Annotated in this window: 18 protein-coding genes; 6 read left to right on the forward strand and 12 right to left on the reverse strand. The window is 67.6% G+C overall.

What is annotated here, in order from left to right; all coding sequences use genetic code 11:
* Positions 1 to 238 precede the first annotated feature (238 nt).
* The 12 genes from rsmH to dapF form a co-directional block, all read right to left on the reverse strand.
* Positions 239 to 1,168, reverse strand: coding sequence for a 16S rRNA (cytosine(1402)-N(4))-methyltransferase RsmH (gene rsmH / locus RMP09_RS08430; protein ID WP_310565533.1), 930 nt, complete (start codon positions 1,166 to 1,168; stop codon positions 239 to 241).
* 2 nt (positions 1,169 to 1,170) lie between these two features.
* Positions 1,171 to 1,596: a division/cell wall cluster transcriptional repressor MraZ gene (gene mraZ, locus RMP09_RS08435; RefSeq protein ID WP_310565534.1), complete on the reverse strand. Its 426-nt coding sequence runs from the start codon at positions 1,594 to 1,596 to the stop codon at positions 1,171 to 1,173.
* A 351-nt stretch (positions 1,597 to 1,947) separates the two neighbouring features.
* Positions 1,948 to 3,279, reverse strand: a complete 1,332-nt coding sequence (hslU, locus tag RMP09_RS08440) for an ATP-dependent protease ATPase subunit HslU (protein WP_310565535.1) — start codon at positions 3,277 to 3,279, stop codon at positions 1,948 to 1,950.
* Between the two features lie 85 nt (positions 3,280 to 3,364).
* The gene (hslV, locus tag RMP09_RS08445; protein WP_310565536.1) at positions 3,365 to 3,910 is read right to left on the reverse strand and encodes an ATP-dependent protease subunit HslV; all 546 of its coding nucleotides are present in this window, start codon (positions 3,908 to 3,910) and stop codon (positions 3,365 to 3,367) included.
* Between the two features lie 152 nt (positions 3,911 to 4,062).
* Entirely contained in the window at positions 4,063 to 5,946 is a 1,884-nt protein-coding gene (locus RMP09_RS08450) for an STAS domain-containing protein (protein WP_310565537.1), read from the reverse strand.
* 52 nt (positions 5,947 to 5,998) lie between these two features.
* On the reverse strand, positions 5,999 to 7,111 hold the full coding sequence (dksA, locus tag RMP09_RS08455; RefSeq protein ID WP_310565538.1) for an RNA polymerase-binding protein DksA: 1,113 nt from the start codon (positions 7,109 to 7,111) through the stop codon (positions 5,999 to 6,001).
* Positions 7,112 to 7,433: 322 nt separating this feature from the next.
* The gene (locus RMP09_RS08460; protein ID WP_310565539.1) at positions 7,434 to 8,534 is read right to left on the reverse strand and encodes a GTP-binding protein; all 1,101 of its coding nucleotides are present in this window, start codon (positions 8,532 to 8,534) and stop codon (positions 7,434 to 7,436) included.
* A gap of 145 nt (positions 8,535 to 8,679) precedes the next feature.
* Positions 8,680 to 9,864, reverse strand: a complete 1,185-nt coding sequence (locus RMP09_RS08465; RefSeq protein ID WP_310565540.1) for a class I SAM-dependent rRNA methyltransferase — start codon at positions 9,862 to 9,864, stop codon at positions 8,680 to 8,682.
* A 248-nt stretch (positions 9,865 to 10,112) separates the two neighbouring features.
* Positions 10,113 to 10,550 carry a DsrE family protein gene (locus RMP09_RS08470; RefSeq protein ID WP_409559701.1) on the reverse strand — a complete coding sequence of 146 codons (438 nt, stop codon included), beginning with the start codon at positions 10,548 to 10,550 and terminating at the stop codon, positions 10,113 to 10,115.
* A gap of 125 nt (positions 10,551 to 10,675) precedes the next feature.
* Entirely contained in the window at positions 10,676 to 11,620 is a 945-nt protein-coding gene (locus RMP09_RS08475) for a tyrosine recombinase XerC (protein WP_310565541.1), read from the reverse strand.
* Between the two features lie 118 nt (positions 11,621 to 11,738).
* On the reverse strand, positions 11,739 to 12,419 hold the full coding sequence (locus RMP09_RS08480) for a DUF484 family protein (RefSeq protein ID WP_310565542.1): 681 nt from the start codon (positions 12,417 to 12,419) through the stop codon (positions 11,739 to 11,741).
* 20 nt (positions 12,420 to 12,439) lie between these two features.
* Positions 12,440 to 13,315, reverse strand: a complete 876-nt coding sequence (dapF, locus tag RMP09_RS08485) for a diaminopimelate epimerase (protein WP_310565543.1) — start codon at positions 13,313 to 13,315, stop codon at positions 12,440 to 12,442.
* Positions 13,316 to 13,518: 203 nt separating this feature from the next.
* Between dapF and RMP09_RS08490 the strand changes: the two genes are divergently transcribed.
* The 6 genes from RMP09_RS08490 to RMP09_RS08515 form a co-directional block, all read left to right on the forward strand.
* Positions 13,519 to 14,529, forward strand: a complete 1,011-nt coding sequence (locus RMP09_RS08490; RefSeq protein WP_310565544.1) for an ABC transporter ATP-binding protein — start codon at positions 13,519 to 13,521, stop codon at positions 14,527 to 14,529.
* 49 nt (positions 14,530 to 14,578) lie between these two features.
* Positions 14,579 to 15,856 (forward strand): extracellular solute-binding protein, encoded by a 1,278-nt coding sequence (locus RMP09_RS08495; protein ID WP_310565545.1) that lies wholly within the window; start codon positions 14,579 to 14,581, stop codon positions 15,854 to 15,856.
* Between the two features lie 160 nt (positions 15,857 to 16,016).
* Positions 16,017 to 16,940, forward strand: coding sequence for an ABC transporter permease (locus RMP09_RS08500; RefSeq protein ID WP_310565546.1), 924 nt, complete (start codon positions 16,017 to 16,019; stop codon positions 16,938 to 16,940).
* Positions 16,941 to 16,942: 2 nt separating this feature from the next.
* Positions 16,943 to 17,818 (forward strand): ABC transporter permease, encoded by an 876-nt coding sequence (locus RMP09_RS08505; protein WP_310565547.1) that lies wholly within the window; start codon positions 16,943 to 16,945, stop codon positions 17,816 to 17,818.
* Complete coding sequence (locus RMP09_RS08510) at positions 17,815 to 18,519, forward strand: GntR family transcriptional regulator (RefSeq protein ID WP_310565548.1); 705 nt, start codon at positions 17,815 to 17,817, stop codon at positions 18,517 to 18,519. Before RMP09_RS08505 ends, RMP09_RS08510 begins: the two co-directional genes overlap by 4 nt.
* Before the next feature lie 103 nt (positions 18,520 to 18,622).
* Positions 18,623 to 18,908, forward strand: a 286-nt coding sequence (locus RMP09_RS08515; RefSeq protein WP_310565549.1) for an aspartate/glutamate racemase family protein, incomplete at its 3' end; no start/stop codon positions are given.

Genomic DNA, 18,908 nt, shown 5'->3' on the forward strand with positions numbered 1-18,908 from the left:
GCTGCGCGTACTTCGCTGCCCCCCATGGGGGCGCGAGCTTGCTGGGGACGGCCCTGAGCTGCGGCCACGAAAGCCCCCACGCTCGTCGCTGCGCGCACTTCGCCGCCCCCCAGGGGGGCGCGAGCTTGCTTGGGGCGGCCCTGCGCGGCGGCCACGAAAGCCCCCACGCTCGTCGCTGCGCGTACTTCGCTGCCCCCCAGGGGGGCGCGAGCTTGCTTGGGGCGGCCCTGCGCTGCGCTCATACCGGCGCTCCCGTGCGCTCGGCCACCCGCATCACCGCGCTGCGCGAGCGCGGGTTGGCGGCCACCTCGGCGTCCGACGGCATGAGCCGGCTCACGCCGGTCAGCGGCATGGGCCGCGGCTCGGCGAACGGCACGCGGCGGTCCACCACAGCGCGCGAATGGCGCGCCATGAACTGCTTGACCATGCGGTCTTCCAGCGAATGGAAGCTGATCACCACCAGCTGGCCCCCGGGACGCAGCACCTGCAGGCTCGCTTCTAGCGCTTGTTGCAGCTCTTCAAGCTCGGCGTTGATGAAAATCCGAAAAGCCTGAAATGTGCGCGTTGCAGGGTCCTTGCCCGGCTCGCGGGTTTTGACCGCGCCAGCCACGACTTCGGCCAGCTCGCGGGTGGTTCGAAGAGGGCCCCGTTCCTGTCGGCGACGATCAATCGCCTTTGCAACCTGTTGAGCAAACCGTTCTTCGCCGTATTCACGAATGACCTCCGCGAGGGTGGAAACTTCGGCCGTTTCCAGCCACTGGGCAACGCTCTGGCCGCGCGTGGTGTCCATGCGCATGTCCAGCGGGCCGTCGCCACGAAAAGAAAAACCCCGCTCGGGGTCGTCGATCTGCGGCGAGCTCACCCCCAGATCCATCAGCACCCCATCCACGCTGGCGGGCTCCAGCTCGCCGAGGTGACAGAAACCTTCGTGCCTTATGAAAAAGCGGCCATCGCGGGCCGCCATTTCCTGGGCCACCGCCACCGCTTGTGGATCCTTGTCGAAGGCCGTCAGCCGCCCCCGCTCCGACAGCTTCGAGAGGATCAGGCGCGAGTGCCCGCCCCGCCCGAAGGTGGCGTCGACATAGTGACCGTCCGGTTGGAGGGCGAGCGCGTCCACGGCCTCGCTCAGCAGGACGGTCTGATGGGTCCAAGCGTCTTGCACCAGCATCCTCAGAAGGAAAAATCTTTGAAAACGTCGGGCATCTCGGCCTGCATGGCCTCGGCCTCTTGCGCCTGGTAGGTGGCGGCGTCCCACAGCTCCAGGTACGAACCCATGCCCAGCAGCACCGCGTCCTTGCTGATGCCGGCGGCCGCGCGCAGTTCGGGCGAGACCAGCACACGGCCCGAACCGTCCATTTCCAGGTCCATGGCGTTGCCCAGGAAGATGCGCTTCCACCACTGGGCCTGCATGGGCAGCGCGGCGATGCGCTCGCGGAAACGGTCCCACTCCAGCCGGGGGAAAATCATCAGGCAGCCGTGCGGGTGCTTGGTGATGGTCAGCTGTCCCGCCGTCGCGCCCAGGGCGTCACGGTGCCGGGTCGGCACGGACAGCCGCCCCTTGGCATCGAGACTGAGAGAAGACGCACCCTGAAACACCGCTTGGGACCCTTAGAAGGCAGTTTTCACCACTTAATTGCACTTTTTCCCACTGTATCAGGAAAACACGGTCATTCAAGTCCGCGCATTCGGAATTTTGCTTGTAAATCAACCACTTAGCGCCGACTCTGCAGCCAGTCAGTGCTGGAAATTTGAGCAAAAGCAAGCACTTACAAAGGGGTCTGCAGGTGAAGCTTGAAGACCCCGCGGGCCACAGGACTTTGTAACCAGGCGCACGCGCTCCGATGAGCGGTGGGTGCGACGTTCCCGCGCCGCCGAGTCCTCCGCAACGCACGCCCATAAAAAAACCGCGCGCCGGGGGCACGCGGTCTGGAGCGGGTCAGCGCGTGGTCAGAGGATGTAGCGCGAGAGGTCCTCGTTGCGGCTGAGTTCGCCCAGGCGACCGTCCACATAGGCGGCGTCCACCGTGACGGTCTGCCCTTCCAGGCGCGTGGCGCCGAAGCTCACCTCGTCCAGCAGGTGCTCCATCACCGTGGCCAGGCGGCGCGCGCCGATGTTCTCGGTGCGCTCGTTCACATCGCAGGCGATCTGCGCCATGCGGCGGATGCCGTCGGGCGTGAAGTCCAGCGTCACGCCCTCGGTGGCCAGCAGCGCCTGGTACTGGCGCACCAGACTCGCGTCGGTGCGGTTGAGGATGCCCTCGAAATCCTCCACCGACAGCGACTGCAATTCGACGCGGATCGGAAAGCGGCCTTGCAGCTCGGGAATCAGGTCGCTGGGCTTGGACAGGTGGAAGGCGCCCGAGGCGATGAACAGAATATGGTCGGTCTTGACCATGCCGTACTTGGTGGACACGGTCGTGCCTTCGACCAGCGGCAGCAGGTCGCGCTGCACGCCCTGGCGCGAGACCTCGGCGTTGCCCCCTTCGCCACCGCGTGAGGCCACCTTGTCGATCTCGTCGATGAAGACGATGCCGTTCTGCTCGGCGTTGCGCAGCGCCAGCGTCTTGATCTCTTCCTCGTTGACCAGCTTGCCCGCCTCTTCGTCCACCAGCAGCTTCATCGCCTCGGCGATCTTGAGCTTGCGGGCACGGCGCTTGTCCTGCCCCATCTGGCTGAACATGCCGCGCAGCTGCTCGGCCATGTCTTCCATGCCGGCCGGCCCCATGATTTCCATGGTCGGGCGCGGCTCGGCGAGGTCGATCTCGATCTCGCGCTCGTCCAGCTGGCCTTCGCGCAGCTTCTTGCGAAAAGCCTGGCGCGCGGTGTTGTCGGTGCTGGCGGCGGGCTCGAAGCCCACGCTGCGCGGCGGCGGCACCAGCACGTCCAGGATGCGCTCCTCGGCCGCATCCTCGGCACGCGTGCGCTGCTTGCGCATCTCGGCCTCGCGCGTCTGCTTGACGGCGATCTCGGCCAGGTCGCGGATGATGGCGTCCACATCCTTGCCCACGTAGCCCACCTCGGTGTACTTGGTGGCTTCGACCTTGATGAAAGGCGCGTCGGCCAGCCGGGCCAGGCGGCGCGCGATCTCGGTCTTGCCCACGCCGGTGGGGCCGATCATCAGGATGTTCTTGGGCGTGATCTCGGGCCGCAGCTTGTCGTCAACCTGCTGGCGGCGCCAGCGATTGCGCAGCGCAATCGCCACGGCACGCTTGGCGCCCCGCTGGCCGATGATGTGGCGGTCGAGTTCGGAGACGATCTCCTGCGGGGTCATGGAGGACATGGGTTGGGCCTGGTTCGGGAAGCGTCGGTACGGGTCCGGGTCGGCGGTGCGCACAAAGCCTGGCGTCGGGCGCGCGCCCAGACTGTCAGAGCACTTCCACCGTGTGGTTCATGTTGGTGTAGATGCAGATCTCGCCCGCAATGGCCAGCGATTGCCGCACCACGTCTTCGGCGCTGAGCGCGGTGTGCTGCACCAGCGCCCGGGCGGCCGCCTGGGCGTAGGCGCCACCGGAGCCGATGGCCACCACGCCGTGCTCGGGCTCCAGCACATCGCCGTTGCCGGTGATGATCAGCGCCGCGCTGCGGTCGCCCACGGCCAGCATGGCTTCGAGGCGGCGCAGCACGCGGTCGGTGCGCCAGTCGCGCGTCAGCTCGATGGCGGCGCGCACCAGATGACCCTGGTGCTTTTCCAGCTTGGCCTCGAACCGCTCGAACAGGGTGAAGGCATCGGCCGTGGCGCCCGCAAAACCGGCGAGCACCTGGTCGCGGTAGAGCTTGCGCACCTTGCGCGCCGTGCCCTTGACGACGACATTGCCCAGGGTGACCTGGCCATCGCCACCGATGGCGACCTGCACACCCTGCGGCGTCTCGCGGCGCACGCAGACGATGGTGGTTCCGTGAAAAGTTTCCATAGAAGAGAGAAATGTAGGCAACGACGCCAAACTCAAGCCCGCCTCGTGAAATGAGGGGAAGTCGTTCCAGGGCGCCGCGGAACCGGCTCTGCCGGGCCGCCAGCGCCGCCCCCTGGGGGGTGACGCCGCAGGCGGCGCGGGGGGGACCAAAACTAATCGTTCCGCACGACCACCTTGGCGTATTCGGTGATGCCGATGACGTGGAAGAAAGCCGACACCAGGCGGTGCGCGTCCACGAACTGGATCATGCGGCCCTCCGTGTGGTGACCGGTGACCCAGTTCAGCAAGGTGCCGGCGGCCGAGAAGTCCACCCGGATCAGGTTGCGGCAAGAAATGATCATCACGTCCGCGCCCTGCAGGCGGCGCTCCAGCGTCTCCAGCGTGGCCTGCGGATCGCCCCGGATTTCACCCGACAGCTCGACCAGGCCCAGGTTGTTGAATTCGGAACCCTGGCTGTCCAGGACCGAGTCGTGAGCAAAGCCCGAGGGCACCTGCTCCAGCATCGCCTCGCCCAGCACCGAGCCACCTTCTTCGTCGGACGTGCCACTGGACAGCGCCTGAAAGTGGCAGCGGGGCCTTTCCCAGCCGGGCGGCGACACCTCGTAGGTGACGCAAAAATCCAGCGCGGTGAGCTCGAACTCGTCGGGGCGGTTCATCACGCGCAACACCGCCATGCGCAGTTCCCACCACAGCTGCTCAATGTCGCGCCGCCCCGACGGGGTCAAGGTCTTGAGCAGTTCGCGCAGCTCGGGAGAGCCCTGGAACCGCAGCTCCACGTCCTGGTCGCCCCAGAGGGTGAAGATGCCCAGCATCGCGCGCGCGGCCTTGACGTCGATGGACTCGATCGGCGACCAGTCGAGCACCCAGGGCTGGCTGGCGCGCAAGAGCACGTTTTGCAGCGTGCCCACGGCGTGGGCATCGATGTCGTTTTCACAGACCCAGACGGCCCGGCTCGGACCGGTCGAAGGCTTGTACACCTTGCCGGTCATGCTGGAGACCAGGCTGGGCATGTCGAACCATTGCGGCGCCGACCGGCCAAAGCGGTTGACAAAGTCCACCGCCTGGCTTTCGAACGGCGCCAACTGGCCGGTGGCCCGGTAGAGGTCGAACAGCGCCAGCCAGTCGTCCAGCTGGTTCAGGCGCGCATCGCCCCCCCTCAGGGTGTCGAGCAGGCCTTGCTCGGCGCCAGCGTCATCGCCATTGGCAAAACGGATGGCCGCCTCCTCCACCTCGGGATCCTGGGCAATCTCCTGGACGTCCAGCGCGTAGAAGTGCGAAGCCGAGAACACGGAATTGCCGCTGGCCTCGGCCGAAGCCGATTTGGCCGCCATGAGGCCGGTGCGGGCCGTGGACGGCACAGGCGCCGGAGGTGGCGGCACCTGGTCGGGCGGCAGGCTCTCGCCCGGGTGGCTGTAGCTGCCCCGCGCCTGTTGGACAGCCGGGGCCGACGGCGGCCGGCGGCCTGCCACGCCCGGCTCCGGCCGGGTCGAAGCCTCGCCGGACGGATCTTCTGGCAACGGCGATGGCTCGGTTTCGTTGTACTGGGCCTTGCGGCGCTGTGCCTCGGCCTTGGCCGCGGGGGACACCTTGGCCACACCTTCTTTGCGATCGAGCGGCGTGCCCCCGGTGGTGTGCGCCCCCGAATTGAGGCTCGAACCCGTGACCAGGGAGTCCGGGCCCTTGGTTTTCCACCACTGCATCGACATCTGCGCTTCGATCTCGTCGATCTTCTTGAGCGTCATGGCCCGGTCGTCCGGCTTGGACGGCAAGCTGCTCTGGAAAAACGAGGGCCGCACGCCCTGGGCGCTCTCACCCATGCCTTCGCGGCTGCGGATCTTGCGCAGCATGTCGAATTCGCGCTTGCGCACAAAGTCGTTGCGGCGCTTGCGCTCGATCATCTCCTTGAGCGCGGCCTTGCTGTATTCGCTCTCGCGGTCGGCTGCACGCGTGTCCAGGTCCGACCAGCTGGTGGTCGGGTGGCGCACGAATTTCACCACCTTGGACAGGAAGCCGCCGTTGGAATCGTCCTTGGACATGAAGACTCAGCGTCGATTCGGAAAGAAGAGATGCGGGGAGCGGGTGCGGGAATCAGTCTCCGAACATCTTCTGCTTGAGTTCACGGCGCTGCTGCGCTTCGAGCGACAGGCTGGCCGTGGGACGCGCCATCAGGCGGCCGACACCGATCGGTTCACCGGTCTCTTCGCAATAGCCGTAGTCGCCCGAGTCGATGCGGGCGATAGCCTGCTCGATTTTCTTGAGCAGCTTGCGCTCGCGGTCGCGGGTGCGCAGTTCCAGCGCGTGTTCTTCTTCAATGGTGGCGCGGTCGGCCGGGTCGGGCACGACCACGGTGTCTTCGCGCAGGTGCTCGGTGGTCTCGCCAGCGTTGGCCAGCATGTCGGCCTTGAGCAACGACAGCTTGCGGCGGAAAAACGCCATCTGCACATCGTTCATGTACTCGCTGTCGGGCATGGCCTGCACGTCCTGGTCGGTCAGTTGGTCGACAGACAGGGTCTTCCAGTTGTTGGCCCGCTTGGGGTCTTTCTGGATGCTGGAGGGCGCGGGAGGGGTCATTACACGGTCGTTCATGGTGGAAAAGGTCGCCTTCGCGGCATCGGGGGCATGGGTGGGCACCACGGCGGCCTGGGTCATCTGCTCCATCATCACCTTTTTGGCCGCGCGTTTGCCCAATGGCCTCGGCGTGGGCTCAACCACAGCCGGAACGGGCGTGGCGGCGGCTTTGCTGGTTTTGGAGGGCGCAGGCGCAGCGGCGCGTGGCGGCGGGCTGACCTTGGCCGGCGTCTTGGCGACGGCCTTGGGTGCGGGGACCGCTTTGGGGGCGGGCTTGGAGGGCTTGACAACGGCCGGGGCCGCCGCCTTGACAGGGACGGCCTTCTTGGCAGCGGCCGGTTGAGGCACCGCAGCCTTGACGGCCGGCTTGGGGGAGGTCTTGGACACGGCCGGGGCTGCGGCCTTCTTGGCCACAGGTGCTGCAGCGGGTTTGGCCGCCGGCTTGGTGGCCGCTTTCGCGGCGGGTTGGACGGTGGGTTTGGCGACCGACTTCTTCGCCTCAACGGCCTTGGCTGCGGTTTTACCCGCAGCCTTGCTGACCACCGCAGGCGCTGTTGCCTGGGATGCGTGCCCCTTGACCGCCGTTGTGGCGGTTTTGGTGGATTTCGCTGTCCGGGTGGCCGGGGCTTTCACAAGGGGTCTCCTCTCAGTGCCTGACGAAGCCTGCTCAGGGGGCGGGACATCGCGGCCCTTGGCAGCCGCAGTGTCCGGTGTGGTCGGCAAAGCCGACCCTCTTGTGGTTATACCCCGTTTGCGCTGCGTCACCGGCGAGCGCTCGGCCCGCAGGCTCACGGCAGGCCTGGCCGGACGCGGGGCGTCCGGCTTGGGCGGCGATTGTAACGACGGCGCAGCAGTGGGCACTGACATGCCCAAGGACGGGAAGCCCAGGCGTTGGAGAAGCGAGACAAAGAACACGGCGGGCCTGCTTTCTGAGGTGCGCAGCCGACGCGGCGGCTCAGACCAGCGCCTGATCGAGGCCCTGGACCAGGATGTCCTTGGGCAGGTCGATGCCGATGAAGACCATCTTGCTCATGCGGGCCTCACCCTCGGCCCAGACCGGCCCCAGGTCGCTGCCCATGAGCTGGTGCACGCCCTGGAAGATGACCTTGCGGTCGGTGCCCTGCATGTTGAGCACCCCCTTGTAGCGCAGCATGCGCGGGCCATAGACCTGCACGATGGCGCCCAGGAAGTCTTCCAGCTTGGCGGGGTCGAAGGGTTTGTCGGCCCGGTAGACGAAGCTTTTCACGTCGTCGTCGTGGTGATGGTGGTGACCGTGGGCGTGATCGTGCTGGTGCGAGGGGTGGTTGCAGGCTTCCCCGGGCGCGTGGTCGTGGTGCTCGTGGCCATGATCGTGGTGCTCGTGGCCATGATCGTGGTGGTCGTGATCATGCTCGTCATCGGTCTTGAGGAAGTCGGGGTCGATGTCGAGCTTGGCGTTCAGGTTGAAACCGCGCAGGTCGAACACCTCGCTCAGCGCCACTTCGCCGAAGTGCACCGTGCGCATGGGCGCGCGCGGGTTCATGTGCTTGAGTCGGTGGATCAGCGCGTCCACGTCGTCCTGGGACACCAGGTCGGCCTTGCTGATGAAGATCTGGTCGGCAAAACCCACCTGGCGGCGCGCTTCCTGGCGGTCGTTGAGCTGCTGGGCGGCGTGCTTGGCGTCCACCAGGGTCAGCACCGAATCCAGCAGGTACTGCTCGGCCACCTCGTCGTCCATGAAGAAGGTCTGCGCCACCGGACCGGGGTCGGCCAGACCGGTGGTCTCGATGACCACCCGATCAAAGTCCAGCTCACCCTTGCGCTTTTTCTGTGCCAGATCGGCCAGCGTGGCGCGCAGGTCGTCGCGGATGGTGCAGCAGATGCAGCCGTTGCTCATCTGGATGATGTTTTCCTGCGTGTCGGCGACCAGGATCTCGTTGTCGATGTTCTCTTCACCGAACTCGTTCTCGACCACCGCGATCTTCTGGCCGTGCGCTTCGGTCAGCACGCGCTTGAGCAGCGTGGTCTTGCCCGAGCCAAGGAAGCCGGTGAGGATGGTGGCGGGGATGAGCGACATGGCGGGTTCCGTTAGCAAAAAGCAGGCCGGGAGTGTAGTGCAGAGACGAAAAACCCACGACAGCACCGTCGATCCGCCGCCGAGCCGCCCCAAGGCGGATCAGCCCCTCGGGGGCAGCGACCCGCGCAGCGGCGGAGCGTGGGGCTCACAGCTTCCTCATCACCACCAGCCCCTTGAGGTACTCGCCCTCGGGGAAGTTGATGGTCATGGGGTGGTCGCAGGCGCCGCCCAGGCGCTGCAGGATGGCGCCGTCCACACCGGCGTCCAGCCCGGCCGAGGCCACGATCTTGTGGAACAGCTCCACACCGATGCCCCCCGAACACGAGAAGGTGAACAGCACGCCCCCCGGCGGCAGCAGCTTGAACGCCAGGCGGTTGATGTCCTTGTAGGCGCGGGCGGCGCGTTCGGCGTGCGCCGCCGTGGGGGCGAGCTTGGGCGGGTCGAGCACGATGGCGTCGAACTGCCGCCCTTCGGCCACGAACTGCCGCAGCGAAGCGTTCACATCGGCATCGAGGAACGTGGCCCGCGCCGGATCCAGCCCGTTGAGCAGCAGGTTGGCGCGCGCCTGTTCCAGCGCCGGGCCGGACGAGTCGATGCTGGTCACGTGCCCGGCGCCGCCGGCCAGGGCCGCCACCGAGAAACCGCCGGTGTAGCTGAAGCAGTTGAGCACCTGCGCGAATTGCAGGCGCTTCGTGTAGTCGTGCAGCGCCAGCCGGCTGTCGCGCTGATCGAGGTAGTAGCCGGTCTTGTGGCCCAGTGCGATGTCCAGGCCCAGGCGCCAGCCGTGCTCCTCCAGTTCAAAGGCGGTGGGGCCGTCGCCGCGCAGCCAGCCCGTCACCTCCGGCAGGCCGTCGAGCGCGCGCGAGCTGGCATCCGACCGTTCGTACAGGCGCGTGCAGCCGGTCAGTGCCAGCAACGCGTCGGCGATGGCGTCTTTCCAGCGTTCGACGCCCGCGGCGCCGAACTGCGCCACCAGGGTGTCGCCGTAACGGTCGACCACCAGACCCGGCAGGCCGTCGGATTCGCCATGCACCAGGCGCAGGCCGTTGCTGGCGATGCCCATACGCTCGCGCAGGGCGATGGCGCGGCGCAGCGTGTCGTGAAAAAAGGCGGCGTCGATGCGCTGGGTCTGGTCGAAGCTCCAGGCGCGCACGCGGATCTTGGAACTGGGCGAGTACGCGCCCCAGGCGAGGAACTCGCCCTCATGGCTGTCCACGCGCACGGTTTCGCCGGTGTCGGCGCCGCCCTTGGCGATGGCGCCGTCGAACACCCAGGGGTGGCGGCGTTGCAGCGAGCGTTCTTTGCCGGGCTTGAGTCGGATGGTTTTCATCCTGCCTATTGTCCCCCCCGCGCAGGAACGAGGCTTCCCCCCGCGCCGCCTGCGGCGTCACCCCCCAGGGGGCGATGCGAGTGGCCCGGCGAAGCCGGTTCCACCGCATCCTCGAACCAGACACGTCGCGCCGCCGAGGGGATGGTGCGAGGGAGGGGCATCCGTTCCAGGGCGCCGCGGAACTGGCTTTGCCAGGCCGCCAGTGCCGCCCCCTTGGGGGTGAAGGGGGGGGGGGGGAAGGTTCTACGTCAAGGTCTCAGGTAGACGAAACCCTCGCGGGCCTGCAGCTTGGCGACCTCGGCCACGCCGGAGGGCACGATCTTGGCTTCGAGCACCACCTTGTCGGCGTCGATCTTGCGCGAGGCCAGGGTGTTGTTGCAGACGCGGAATTCCACGCCCTTGGCGGCCAGATCGGCGATGGCGCCGGCGAAGGGCTGCTCCATCTGGTTGGTGGCGCCCTGCAGCAGGAAGTCGATGCCCAGCCCGTGCGTCACCACGACGATCTTGACCTTCGGGTCGGCCGCCAAGTGGTTGCGGATGTTGTTGACCGCACGCGAGGCCTGCGGAATGCCCTCGCTGAGGTGGTAAACGGTCTTGATGACGTCGTCGGCCGCGTGCGACGGCGCGGCAGCTGCCATGAAGAGGGCGAGCAAAGCGGCCTTGAAGGCCATCAGCAGTCGGGGCATGTCGTCTCCAGTCAGGGGGATCACATTAAAAAGAAGGAAGCAATAATATTTGCAACCAACATTTTTCATCACCCCACCCGGTTGCCACAGCGGGTATTCCCGGTGGACGCGGCGGCGCCCCCCTCTCAGGACTTGGCCGGGCCGCGGCCCTTGGCGCGGGGATGCGCGGCGTCGTACACCTGCGCCAGGTGCTGGAAGTCCAGCCGGGTGTAGACCTGCGTGGTGCCGATGCTGGCGTGGCCCAGCAGTTCCTGCACCGCGCGCAGGTCACCGCTGGACTGCAGCACGTGGCTGGCGAAGGAGTGGCGCAGCATGTGCGGATGCACCGGCGTGGATAGGCCGGCCAGCATGGACCGGCGCTTGAGCCGCACACGGATGTGCTGGGGCGTCAGGCGCCGGCCGCGGCTGCCGATGAACAGCGCCGGGTCGTCCTTCGCCCAGTCGCCCCGCACGGCCAGCCACTGCGCCAGCGCGGCCAGCGCCGCGCGGCCCACCGGCACGCTGCGCCGCTTGCTGCCCTTGCCCAGCACATGGGCTTCACCAGCTTCGGCATCGATCCAGCCACGTGCGGTGCCACTCGCGGCCACGTCCAGCCCCACCAGTTCGCCAATGCGCAGGCCGCAGCCGTACAGCAGCTCGGTGATGCAGCGGTCGCGCGCTTCCAGGCGCGGGTCGTCGTCTGCCTGCACATGCGAGGCGAGTTGCACCGCGTCGTCCACCCCCAGCGCCTTGGGCAGGGGTTTGCCGGCCTTGGGGGCACGCACGTCCTGCACCGGGTTGTGCTCGATCAGGCCCTGGCGGCCCAGCCAGACGTAGAGCCCGCGCCAGCCCGAGAGGATGAGCGCGATGCCGCGCGCGCTGCGGCCGCCGCTGTGCATCTGCGCCACCCAGCGGCGGATGTGGGCGTTCTGCACCTGGCGCAGGGCCACCCCGGCGGCCTGGGCGTTCGCCTGCAGTTTGTCCAGGTCGGCGGTGTAGAGGATGACGGTGCGTTCGGCCAGGCGTTTTTCCACCCGCACATGGTCCAGGTAGGCCTGGACCAGCTCGGCGTCGGTGGCCGATGCGTTCATGCCCGCGCACGGCCTGCCGCCGGGCCGCCCCAGGGCAGGCCAGCCCCCGGACTCGGCAAGGACCGGGTCCCTCCCCGGCCCTGGGGCAGCGCAGCACACGGCGTGCCCAGCGTGGGGGTCATGGTCTCAGCCGGGTGAGAGCGGCGGCCGTCAGCTCGCCGATGCGTTCGAGGAAGTCGGTGCCCATGTCGGCCGCGAAGCGGTGCACATCGGGCGAAGCCAGCACCAGCAGGCCAAACGCCTGCGGGCCGTCACCGGCGCGCAGCGGGATCAGCGCCAGCGACGCGGCCGCCGCCGGGTCGGCCAGCCAGGTGGCGGCTTCCAGCCCGCGGTTGGCACCGCAGTAGGGTTTGGACAGCGACGTCGCAAACGCCGGCGCGTCTGCGCTGGCGCCCTGGGCGCAGGGCAGCGCGGCAAAGCCCGGCGCCACGCCCCAGACCTTGACCACCGCCTGCGGCACGCCAAAGTGTGCGGCCACGCCGTCGGCCACCACCTCAGGCAGTTCGGCCGCCTCGCGGGTGTTGAGCAGTTGCAGCGTCCAGCGCTGCAGGCGGTCGGCGATGGCGGTGTTCTCGTGGCCGTGCCGGATCATGTCGGCCGCCTTCATCTCCAGCCCCTTGATCTTCTCGCGCAGCATCTCGGCCTGGCGTTCCTGCAGGCTCACCGCGCGCTGGCCGTGCGGGCTGGTCAGCTGCACGGCCGCCAGCAGGCTGGCGTGGCGCTCGAAGAAGTCGGGCGTGTTGGCCAGGTAGTTGGCGATGTCGTCTTCGGTGATCGGGGGAATGGAGGCTTCGGTCATGGTGGTGTGCGGCAAAGGGTTCAGGCCAGGTCGGGGACGTCGATCTCGCCCTCGAAAACGGAGGTGGCGGGGCCGGTCATGAAGACCGGCGCGTCGTGCCCGGGGGTGTCCTGCCATTGAATGGTCAGCACGCCGCCGTGGGTCTGCACGTTCACCGTTGCATCCAGCAGCCCCAGGCGGATGCCGGCCACCACCGCCGCACAGGCGCCGGTGCCACAGGCCAGGGTCTCGCCCGTGCCGCGCTCGTAGACGCGCAGGCGCACATTCGAGCGGTCGAGCACCTGAAGGAATCCGGCGTTCACCCGGGCGGGGAACTGCGCATGGCGTTCGATCTGCGGGCCCCAGGTGGCCACCGGCGCGGTGTCCACATCCTGAACCAGCAGCACCGCGTGCGGGTTGCCCATGGACAGCACGGCCACCGGGGCGACATCACCACCTGCCAGCGGCAAGGCCCAGCGCTCGAAGTTGCCCATCGGCGCGGGTGTCTGACCCGCGGCGTCGAAGGGCACGCGCGCCAGATCGAAGATGGGCGCGCCCATGTCCACGGTCACACGGCCGTCGTCGTTCAGGCGCAGGCTGATCTCGCCGTTTTTCACCTTCACGCGCACCGGATTGCGATCGGTCAGGCCCTGATCGCGCACATAGCGCACGAAGCAGCGCGCGCCGTTGCCGCAATGCTCGACCTCGCCCCCGTCGGCGTTGTGGATCACGTATTCGAAGTCCACGCCGGCCGAGGGCGCGGGGCGCACCGACAGGATCTGGTCCGCACCGACGCCGAAGTGGCGGTCGGCCAGGAAACGGTACTGGGCCGCGCTCAGGCCCAGGCGGCCACGGGTCTCGTCGAGCACGACAAAGTCGTTGCCCGCGCCCTGCATTTTGGTGAAGTGCACTCGCATGGCCGGATTATCGGCCCAGGGCGGTGCGCCCCGCGGTGGGTCGCGCCGCAGGGTGGTGCACTTCGCGGCGGTGCGTGTGCACCAACGCCAGCCGGCGCGCACGGCGGCCAGCCATCTGTGCACAAAGCCGGTGCCGTTTTGTATGCAATCTTGTGCGGATTGCATACAAAACGGCTGGCACGGCTCGTGCAAGACGGCATGGCATGGACGCATCCCCACCCGCCCCCTTCGCCGCCGTCGAACTCGTGGCCCTGACCAAACAGTACGGCCCGGGCGCCACCGCGGTCGACGCCATCGACCTGCGCATCGCCGCCAACAGCTACTGCTGCCTGCTCGGCCCCTCGGGCTGCGGCAAGAGCACGACGCTGCGCATGATCGCCGGCCACGAGAGCACGACCAGCGGCGACATCCTGCTGGAGAACCGCAACATCACCACGCTGCCCGCCGCCGCGCGCGGCACGGCCATGATGTTCCAGAGCTTCGCGCTGTTCCCGCACCTCTCGGCACTGGACAACGTGGCCTTCAGCCTCAAGATGAAAGGCGTGGCCAAGGCCGAACGACTGGCCCGCGCACAGGACCTGCTGGAGCGCGTGGCCATGGGGCATCTGGCGCAACGCAAGCCGGGCGAACTCTCGGGCGGCCAGCAGCAGCGCGTGGCGCTGGCGCGCGCCCTCATCACCCAGCCGCGCGTGCTGCTGCTGGACGAGCCGCTGTCCGCGCTCGACCCCTTCCTGCGCGTCCAGATGCGCGCCGAACTGCGCCACTGGCAACGCGAACTGGGCCTGACCTTCGTCCACGTCACGCACAGCCAGGAAGAGGCCATGGCGCTGGCCGACACCATGGTGGTGATGAACCATGGCCGCATCGAACAGGTCGGCTCGCCCCACGCCGTCTACAACCGCCCGGCCAGCGAATTCGTCGCCCGTTTCATGGGCGGCCACAACGTGCTCAACACCACCGCCGGCAAGGTGGCGGTGCGCAACGACCACATCCGCCTGGCGCCCGCCAGCAGCACCGGCTGGCCCGCCACCGTGCAGGACGTGGAGTACCAGGGCACCTACGTGCTGCTGGGTCTGGCGCTGCAAGGCGATGCCGCCACCGGCCCGGTGTCGGTCATGTTGCCCGAGGCCGATTTCGTGCAGCGCCCTTACGCCCCCGGCGAATGCGTGGACCTGAGCTGGGACCCGGCCCAGGCCCATGCGCTGGCCGCCTGAGCTTCACCTTTTCCTCTCTCCCCTCCCCACCCACCCTAGGAGTTCTCCCATGTCCGATTCCACCGACATCCAAACCGCCGGCCTCTCGCGCCGCAGCCTGCTGCAAGGCACCGCCGGCATGGCCGGCATCCTGGCCAGCGGCCTCTCGCCGGCCATCGCGCAGGAGAAGATCACCCTGCGCTACCTGGGCACCGCGGTGAACCAGGACAAGACCATCGCCGAGAAGTTCGAGAAGGACACCGGCATCAAGATCCAGTACGTGGCGGTGACCACCGACGACGTGACCAAGCGCGCGGTGACCGCGCCGAACAGCTTCGACCTGATCGACACCGAGTACTTCTCGCTCAAGAAGATCGTGCCCACCGGCAACCTCAAGGGCATCGACGTCAAGAAGATCAAGAACGCCGACAAGATCACCCCGCTGTTCACCACCGGCATGGTGGCCGGCAAGGCCGTGGGCGACCAGGGCACCGCGCCCAAGAAGGTGATCTTCCTCGAAGGCGAGAAGAGCAAGGTCTTCGCCAAGGCGCCGACCCAGTTCATGAGCCTGATTCCCACGGTCTACAACGCCGACACCCTGGGCATCCGCCCCGACCTGATCAAGCGCCCCATCTCCAGCTGGGCCGAGCTGCTGAACCCCGAGTTCAAGGGCAAGGCCGCGATCCTGAACATCCCCAGCATCGGCATCATGGACGCGGCCATGGTGGTGGAAGCCATGGGCATCCACAAGTACAAGGACAAGGGCAACATGACCAAGGCCGAGATCGACCTGACGATCAAGACCCTGATCGAAGCCAAGAAGGCCGGCCAGTTCCGCGCGCTGTGGAAGGACTTCAACGAGTCGGTCAACCTGATGGCGTCCGGCGAAGTCGTGATCCAGTCCATGTGGAGCCCGGCCGTGACCGCCGTGCGCACCAAGGGCATTGCCTGCAACTTCCAGCCGCTCAAAGAGGGTTATCGCGCCTGGGCCGCCGGCTTCGGTCTGCCGGCCACCCTGTCGGGCCGCAAGCTCGATGGCGCCTACGAGTTCATCAACTGGTTCCTCGACGGCTGGGCCGGCGCCTACCTCAACCGCCAGGGCTACTACAGCGCCGTGCTGGACACCGCCAAGTCCAAGATGGAAGCCTACGAGTGGGCCTACTGGATGGAAGGCAAGCCCGCCTCGCAGGACATCAAGAGCCCCAACGGCGACGTGCTGGCCAAGGCCGGCGCGGTGCGCGACGGCGGCAGCTACGAAGCGCGCATGGGCGGCATCGCCTGCTGGAACGCGGTCATGGATGAGAACGAGTACATGGTGAGGAAGTGGAACGAGTTCGTCGCTGCGTGACGAACTCTGCCCCCCGCGCCGCCTGCGGCGTCACCCCCCGGAGGGGGGCGCCACTGGCGGCCCGGCAAAGCCGGTTCCGCGGTGGCCTGGAGGGGGCTTCGCTGCGCTCGCCGCGAAGTCTCGCTCCAAGCTCGCTTTCTTCCCTTGATTGGTTTTCTCCATGAGCAGCACACCTACCGCCACCGCCGGACCTGTCGCCGACAGCCCGAACCGCACGCTGCACGCCTGGTGGCAGGCGGCGCCGTTCACGCTGGTGTTTGTGCTGTTCTTCCTCATTCCGCTGGGGCTGATCGTGATGGTCAGTTTCTGGGATTTCAACGAGTACGAGCTGCTGCCGGCGTTCACGCTGCGCAACTACGTCGCCATCTTCGAAGGCTGCTCCACGCTCACCGAACATGGCGATTTCTGCGTCTCGCTGTCCACCTACCTGTCCACGCTGAAGTTCAGCCTGCTGGTCTGGAGCATCACCCTGGTGCTGGGCTTTGCAGTGGCGTACTTCCTGGCCTTCCATGTGCGTTCGCCGGGCATGCAGACGGCGCTGTTCATCCTGTGCACCGTGCCGTTCTGGACCTCGAACGTGATTCGCATGATCTCGTGGGTGCCGCTGCTGGGCCGCAACGGCCTGGTGAACCAGAGCCTGCAGGGCATGGGCCTGATCGAGACACCGATCGAGTGGCTGCTGTTCTCCGACTTTTCGGTGGTGCTGGCCTTCGTGCACCTCTACACCATGTTCATGATCGTGCCCATCTTCAACAGCATGATGCGCATCGACCGCAGCCTGCTCGAAGCGGCCAGCGACGCCGGTGCCAGCGGCTGGCAGACACTCTGGAACGTGATCGTGCCGCTGTGCAAGACCGGCATCATCATCGGCTCGATCTTCGTCATCACCATCGTCATGGGCGACTTCGTGACCATCGGCGTCATGGGCGGCCAGCAGATTGCCTCGGTCGGCAAGATCATCCAGGTGCAGACGTCGTACCTGCAGTTCCCGCTGGCCGCGGCCAACGCGGTGATCCTGCTCGCCGTCGTGCTGATGATCATCTGGGGCCTGACGCGCCTTGTCGACATTCGCAAGGAGCTGTGACCATGCAAGCCCGAGTCTCCGATGCGCGTGCCGCCGGCTTCTGGCCACTGGCCGCGGTCTTCGCCCTGTTCGTGCTGTTCATGTACGGCCCGATGTTCGTCATCTTCGTGCTCTCGTTCCAGGGGCCGGAGGGTGGCCTCACCTTCCCGCTGCGCGGCACTTCGCTGCACTGGTTCCGCCAGCTGGCCGAGGGCCTGGGCACGGTGGACATCGGGGCCGCGTTCACCCGCTCGCTGGTGCTGGGCGCGGTGGTCATGGCCTTCACCGTCGTGCTGTCGGTGCTGGCCGGTCTGGCGTTCCGCAAGAAGCTCAGCGGTGGCAATGCGCTGTTCTACGTGACCGTGGCCAGCCTGATCATGCCGTCCATCATCGTGTCGCTGGGCATCGGCCTGCAGTTCCGCCTGCTGGATGGCGGCCTCAAGTGGCTGCTCGAAGCCGTGGGCGCCACCACCACGCTGGAGGAGTACGGCACCGCGCTGGGCCTGTTCACCTCGGCCCTGGGTGCGCACCTGACCTGGACGCTGCCCTTCGGCCTGCTGATCATGTTCGCGGTGTTCAACCGTTTCAACCCGGCGTACGAAGAGGCGGCGCGCGACCTGGGCGCCACGCCCTGGCAGACCTTCCGCCACGTGGTGCTGCCCCTGATCGGCCCCTCGGTGGTCGGCGTCGGCATGTTCGGCTTCACGCTCAGCTGGGACGAGATCGCCCGCACCTCGCAGGCCATCGGCGACGTCAACACCCTGCCGCTGGAACTGCAGGGCCTCACCGCCACGGTCACCACGCCGGCCATTTACGCGCTGGGCACCGTGACCACCGTGGTGTCGTTCGCGGTGATGGCGGTGACAGTGGGCCTGGCCCTCTGGCTGAAGAAGAAATGAAGCCAGCCGCGACGCCGCTGTCCGACCAGGCGATCTACGAGCGCATGGTCTCGGCCATCCTCAACCACCAGCTGCCCCCCGGCACCAAGCTGGTGGAGGACCGGCTGGCGGCGGCCTTCGGCGTCTCGCGCACGCGCATCCGGCCGGTGCTGGTGCGGCTGGCCAACGAAAAAGTGGTCACGCTCACGCCCAACCGCGGTGCGGCGATTGCCGAACCCAGCGAAGCCGAAGCGCGCGAGGTGTTCGAGGTGCGGCGCATGATCGAGCCGCTGCTGGTCGAGCGCTTCATCGCGCGCGCCACCGCGGCCCACATCCAGGCGCTCAAGCACTGCATCCGCGACGAGGAAGCCGCACGCAAGGCCGGCGACATGCGCCGCGCCATCCGCCTTTCGGGCGACTTCCACCTGCAGATCGCCGAACACGCCGGCCACCAGACCCTGGGCGGCATCCTGCGCGAGCTGGTCTCGCGCACCTCGCTCATCCTCATGGCCTACAGCGCGCCGCACATCCAGGCGCGCGACGACGCCACCGCCTGCGGCTGCCAGGAACACCGCGCCCTGCTCGCGGCCATCCAGCTGCGCGATGCGAAAGAGGCCGCGCGCCTGATGCGCGAGCACCTGGATCGGCTTCAGGCGCAGCTGAGCTTTTCCGCCACGCCCGAAGCGGCGCCCGACCTGCTGGCGCTGTTCGGAGGCACATGAAAGCCCCCCTGCGCCGCTTCGCGGCTTCCCCCCGATGGAGGGACCACAGCTGCGGCCTGGCAGAGCCAGTTCCGCGGTGTGTCCCGAACAGCGCCCCTTCGCCATGAAGCGTCTACTGGTCATCAACCCCAACACCTCGGAGCGCGTGAGCGCCCTGCTGCAGACGCACGTGCAGGCCGCCGCCGGCTCGCATGTGCTCGTCAAGACCGTCACCGCCCGCTTCGGTGCGCCCTACATCGCCGACGAGGCCAGCTATGCGGTCGCCGGCCACGCCGCGCTGGACGCCTGGGCCGCCGCCATCGCAGGCCCGGAAGCGGCGCCCGACGCGGTGCTCATCGGCTGCTTCGGCGACCCGGGCCTGATGGCACTGCGCGAATCCAGCCCGGCGC

This window comes from Hydrogenophaga sp. (genome assembly GCF_031426985.1).
Classification (GTDB): Bacteria; Pseudomonadota; Gammaproteobacteria; order Burkholderiales; family Burkholderiaceae_C; genus Hydrogenophaga.

Bases quoted from the DNA above. Each gene is read 5' to 3' on its own strand.
- rsmH (WP_310565533.1), bottom strand. From the start codon at position 1,168: ATGCTGGTGCAAGACGCTTGGACCCATCAGACCGTCCTGCTGAGCGAG.
- hslU (WP_310565535.1), bottom strand. From the start codon at position 3,279: ATGTCCTCCATGACCCCGCAGGAGATCGTCTCCGAACTCGACCGCCAC.
- hslV (WP_310565536.1), bottom strand. From the start codon at position 3,910: ATGGAAACTTTTCACGGAACCACCATCGTCTGCGTGCGCCGCGAGACG.
- RMP09_RS08450 (WP_310565537.1), bottom strand. From the start codon at position 5,946: ATGTCCAAGGACGATTCCAACGGCGGCTTCCTGTCCAAGGTGGTGAAA.
- RMP09_RS08460 (WP_310565539.1), bottom strand. From the start codon at position 8,534: ATGTCGCTCATCCCCGCCACCATCCTCACCGGCTTCCTTGGCTCGGGC.
- RMP09_RS08465 (WP_310565540.1), bottom strand. From the start codon at position 9,864: ATGAAAACCATCCGACTCAAGCCCGGCAAAGAACGCTCGCTGCAACGC.
- RMP09_RS08470 (WP_409559701.1), bottom strand. From the start codon at position 10,550: ATGCCCCGACTGCTGATGGCCTTCAAGGCCGCTTTGCTCGCCCTCTTC.
- RMP09_RS08475 (WP_310565541.1), bottom strand. From the start codon at position 11,620: ATGAACGCATCGGCCACCGACGCCGAGCTGGTCCAGGCCTACCTGGAC.
- RMP09_RS08480 (WP_310565542.1), bottom strand. From the start codon at position 12,419: ATGACCGAAGCCTCCATTCCCCCGATCACCGAAGACGACATCGCCAAC.
- dapF (WP_310565543.1), bottom strand. From the start codon at position 13,315: ATGCGAGTGCACTTCACCAAAATGCAGGGCGCGGGCAACGACTTTGTC.
- RMP09_RS08490 (WP_310565544.1), top strand. From the start codon at position 13,519: ATGGACGCATCCCCACCCGCCCCCTTCGCCGCCGTCGAACTCGTGGCC.
- RMP09_RS08495 (WP_310565545.1), top strand. From the start codon at position 14,579: ATGTCCGATTCCACCGACATCCAAACCGCCGGCCTCTCGCGCCGCAGC.
- RMP09_RS08500 (WP_310565546.1), top strand. From the start codon at position 16,017: ATGAGCAGCACACCTACCGCCACCGCCGGACCTGTCGCCGACAGCCCG.
- RMP09_RS08505 (WP_310565547.1), top strand. From the start codon at position 16,943: ATGCAAGCCCGAGTCTCCGATGCGCGTGCCGCCGGCTTCTGGCCACTG.
- RMP09_RS08510 (WP_310565548.1), top strand. From the start codon at position 17,815: ATGAAGCCAGCCGCGACGCCGCTGTCCGACCAGGCGATCTACGAGCGC.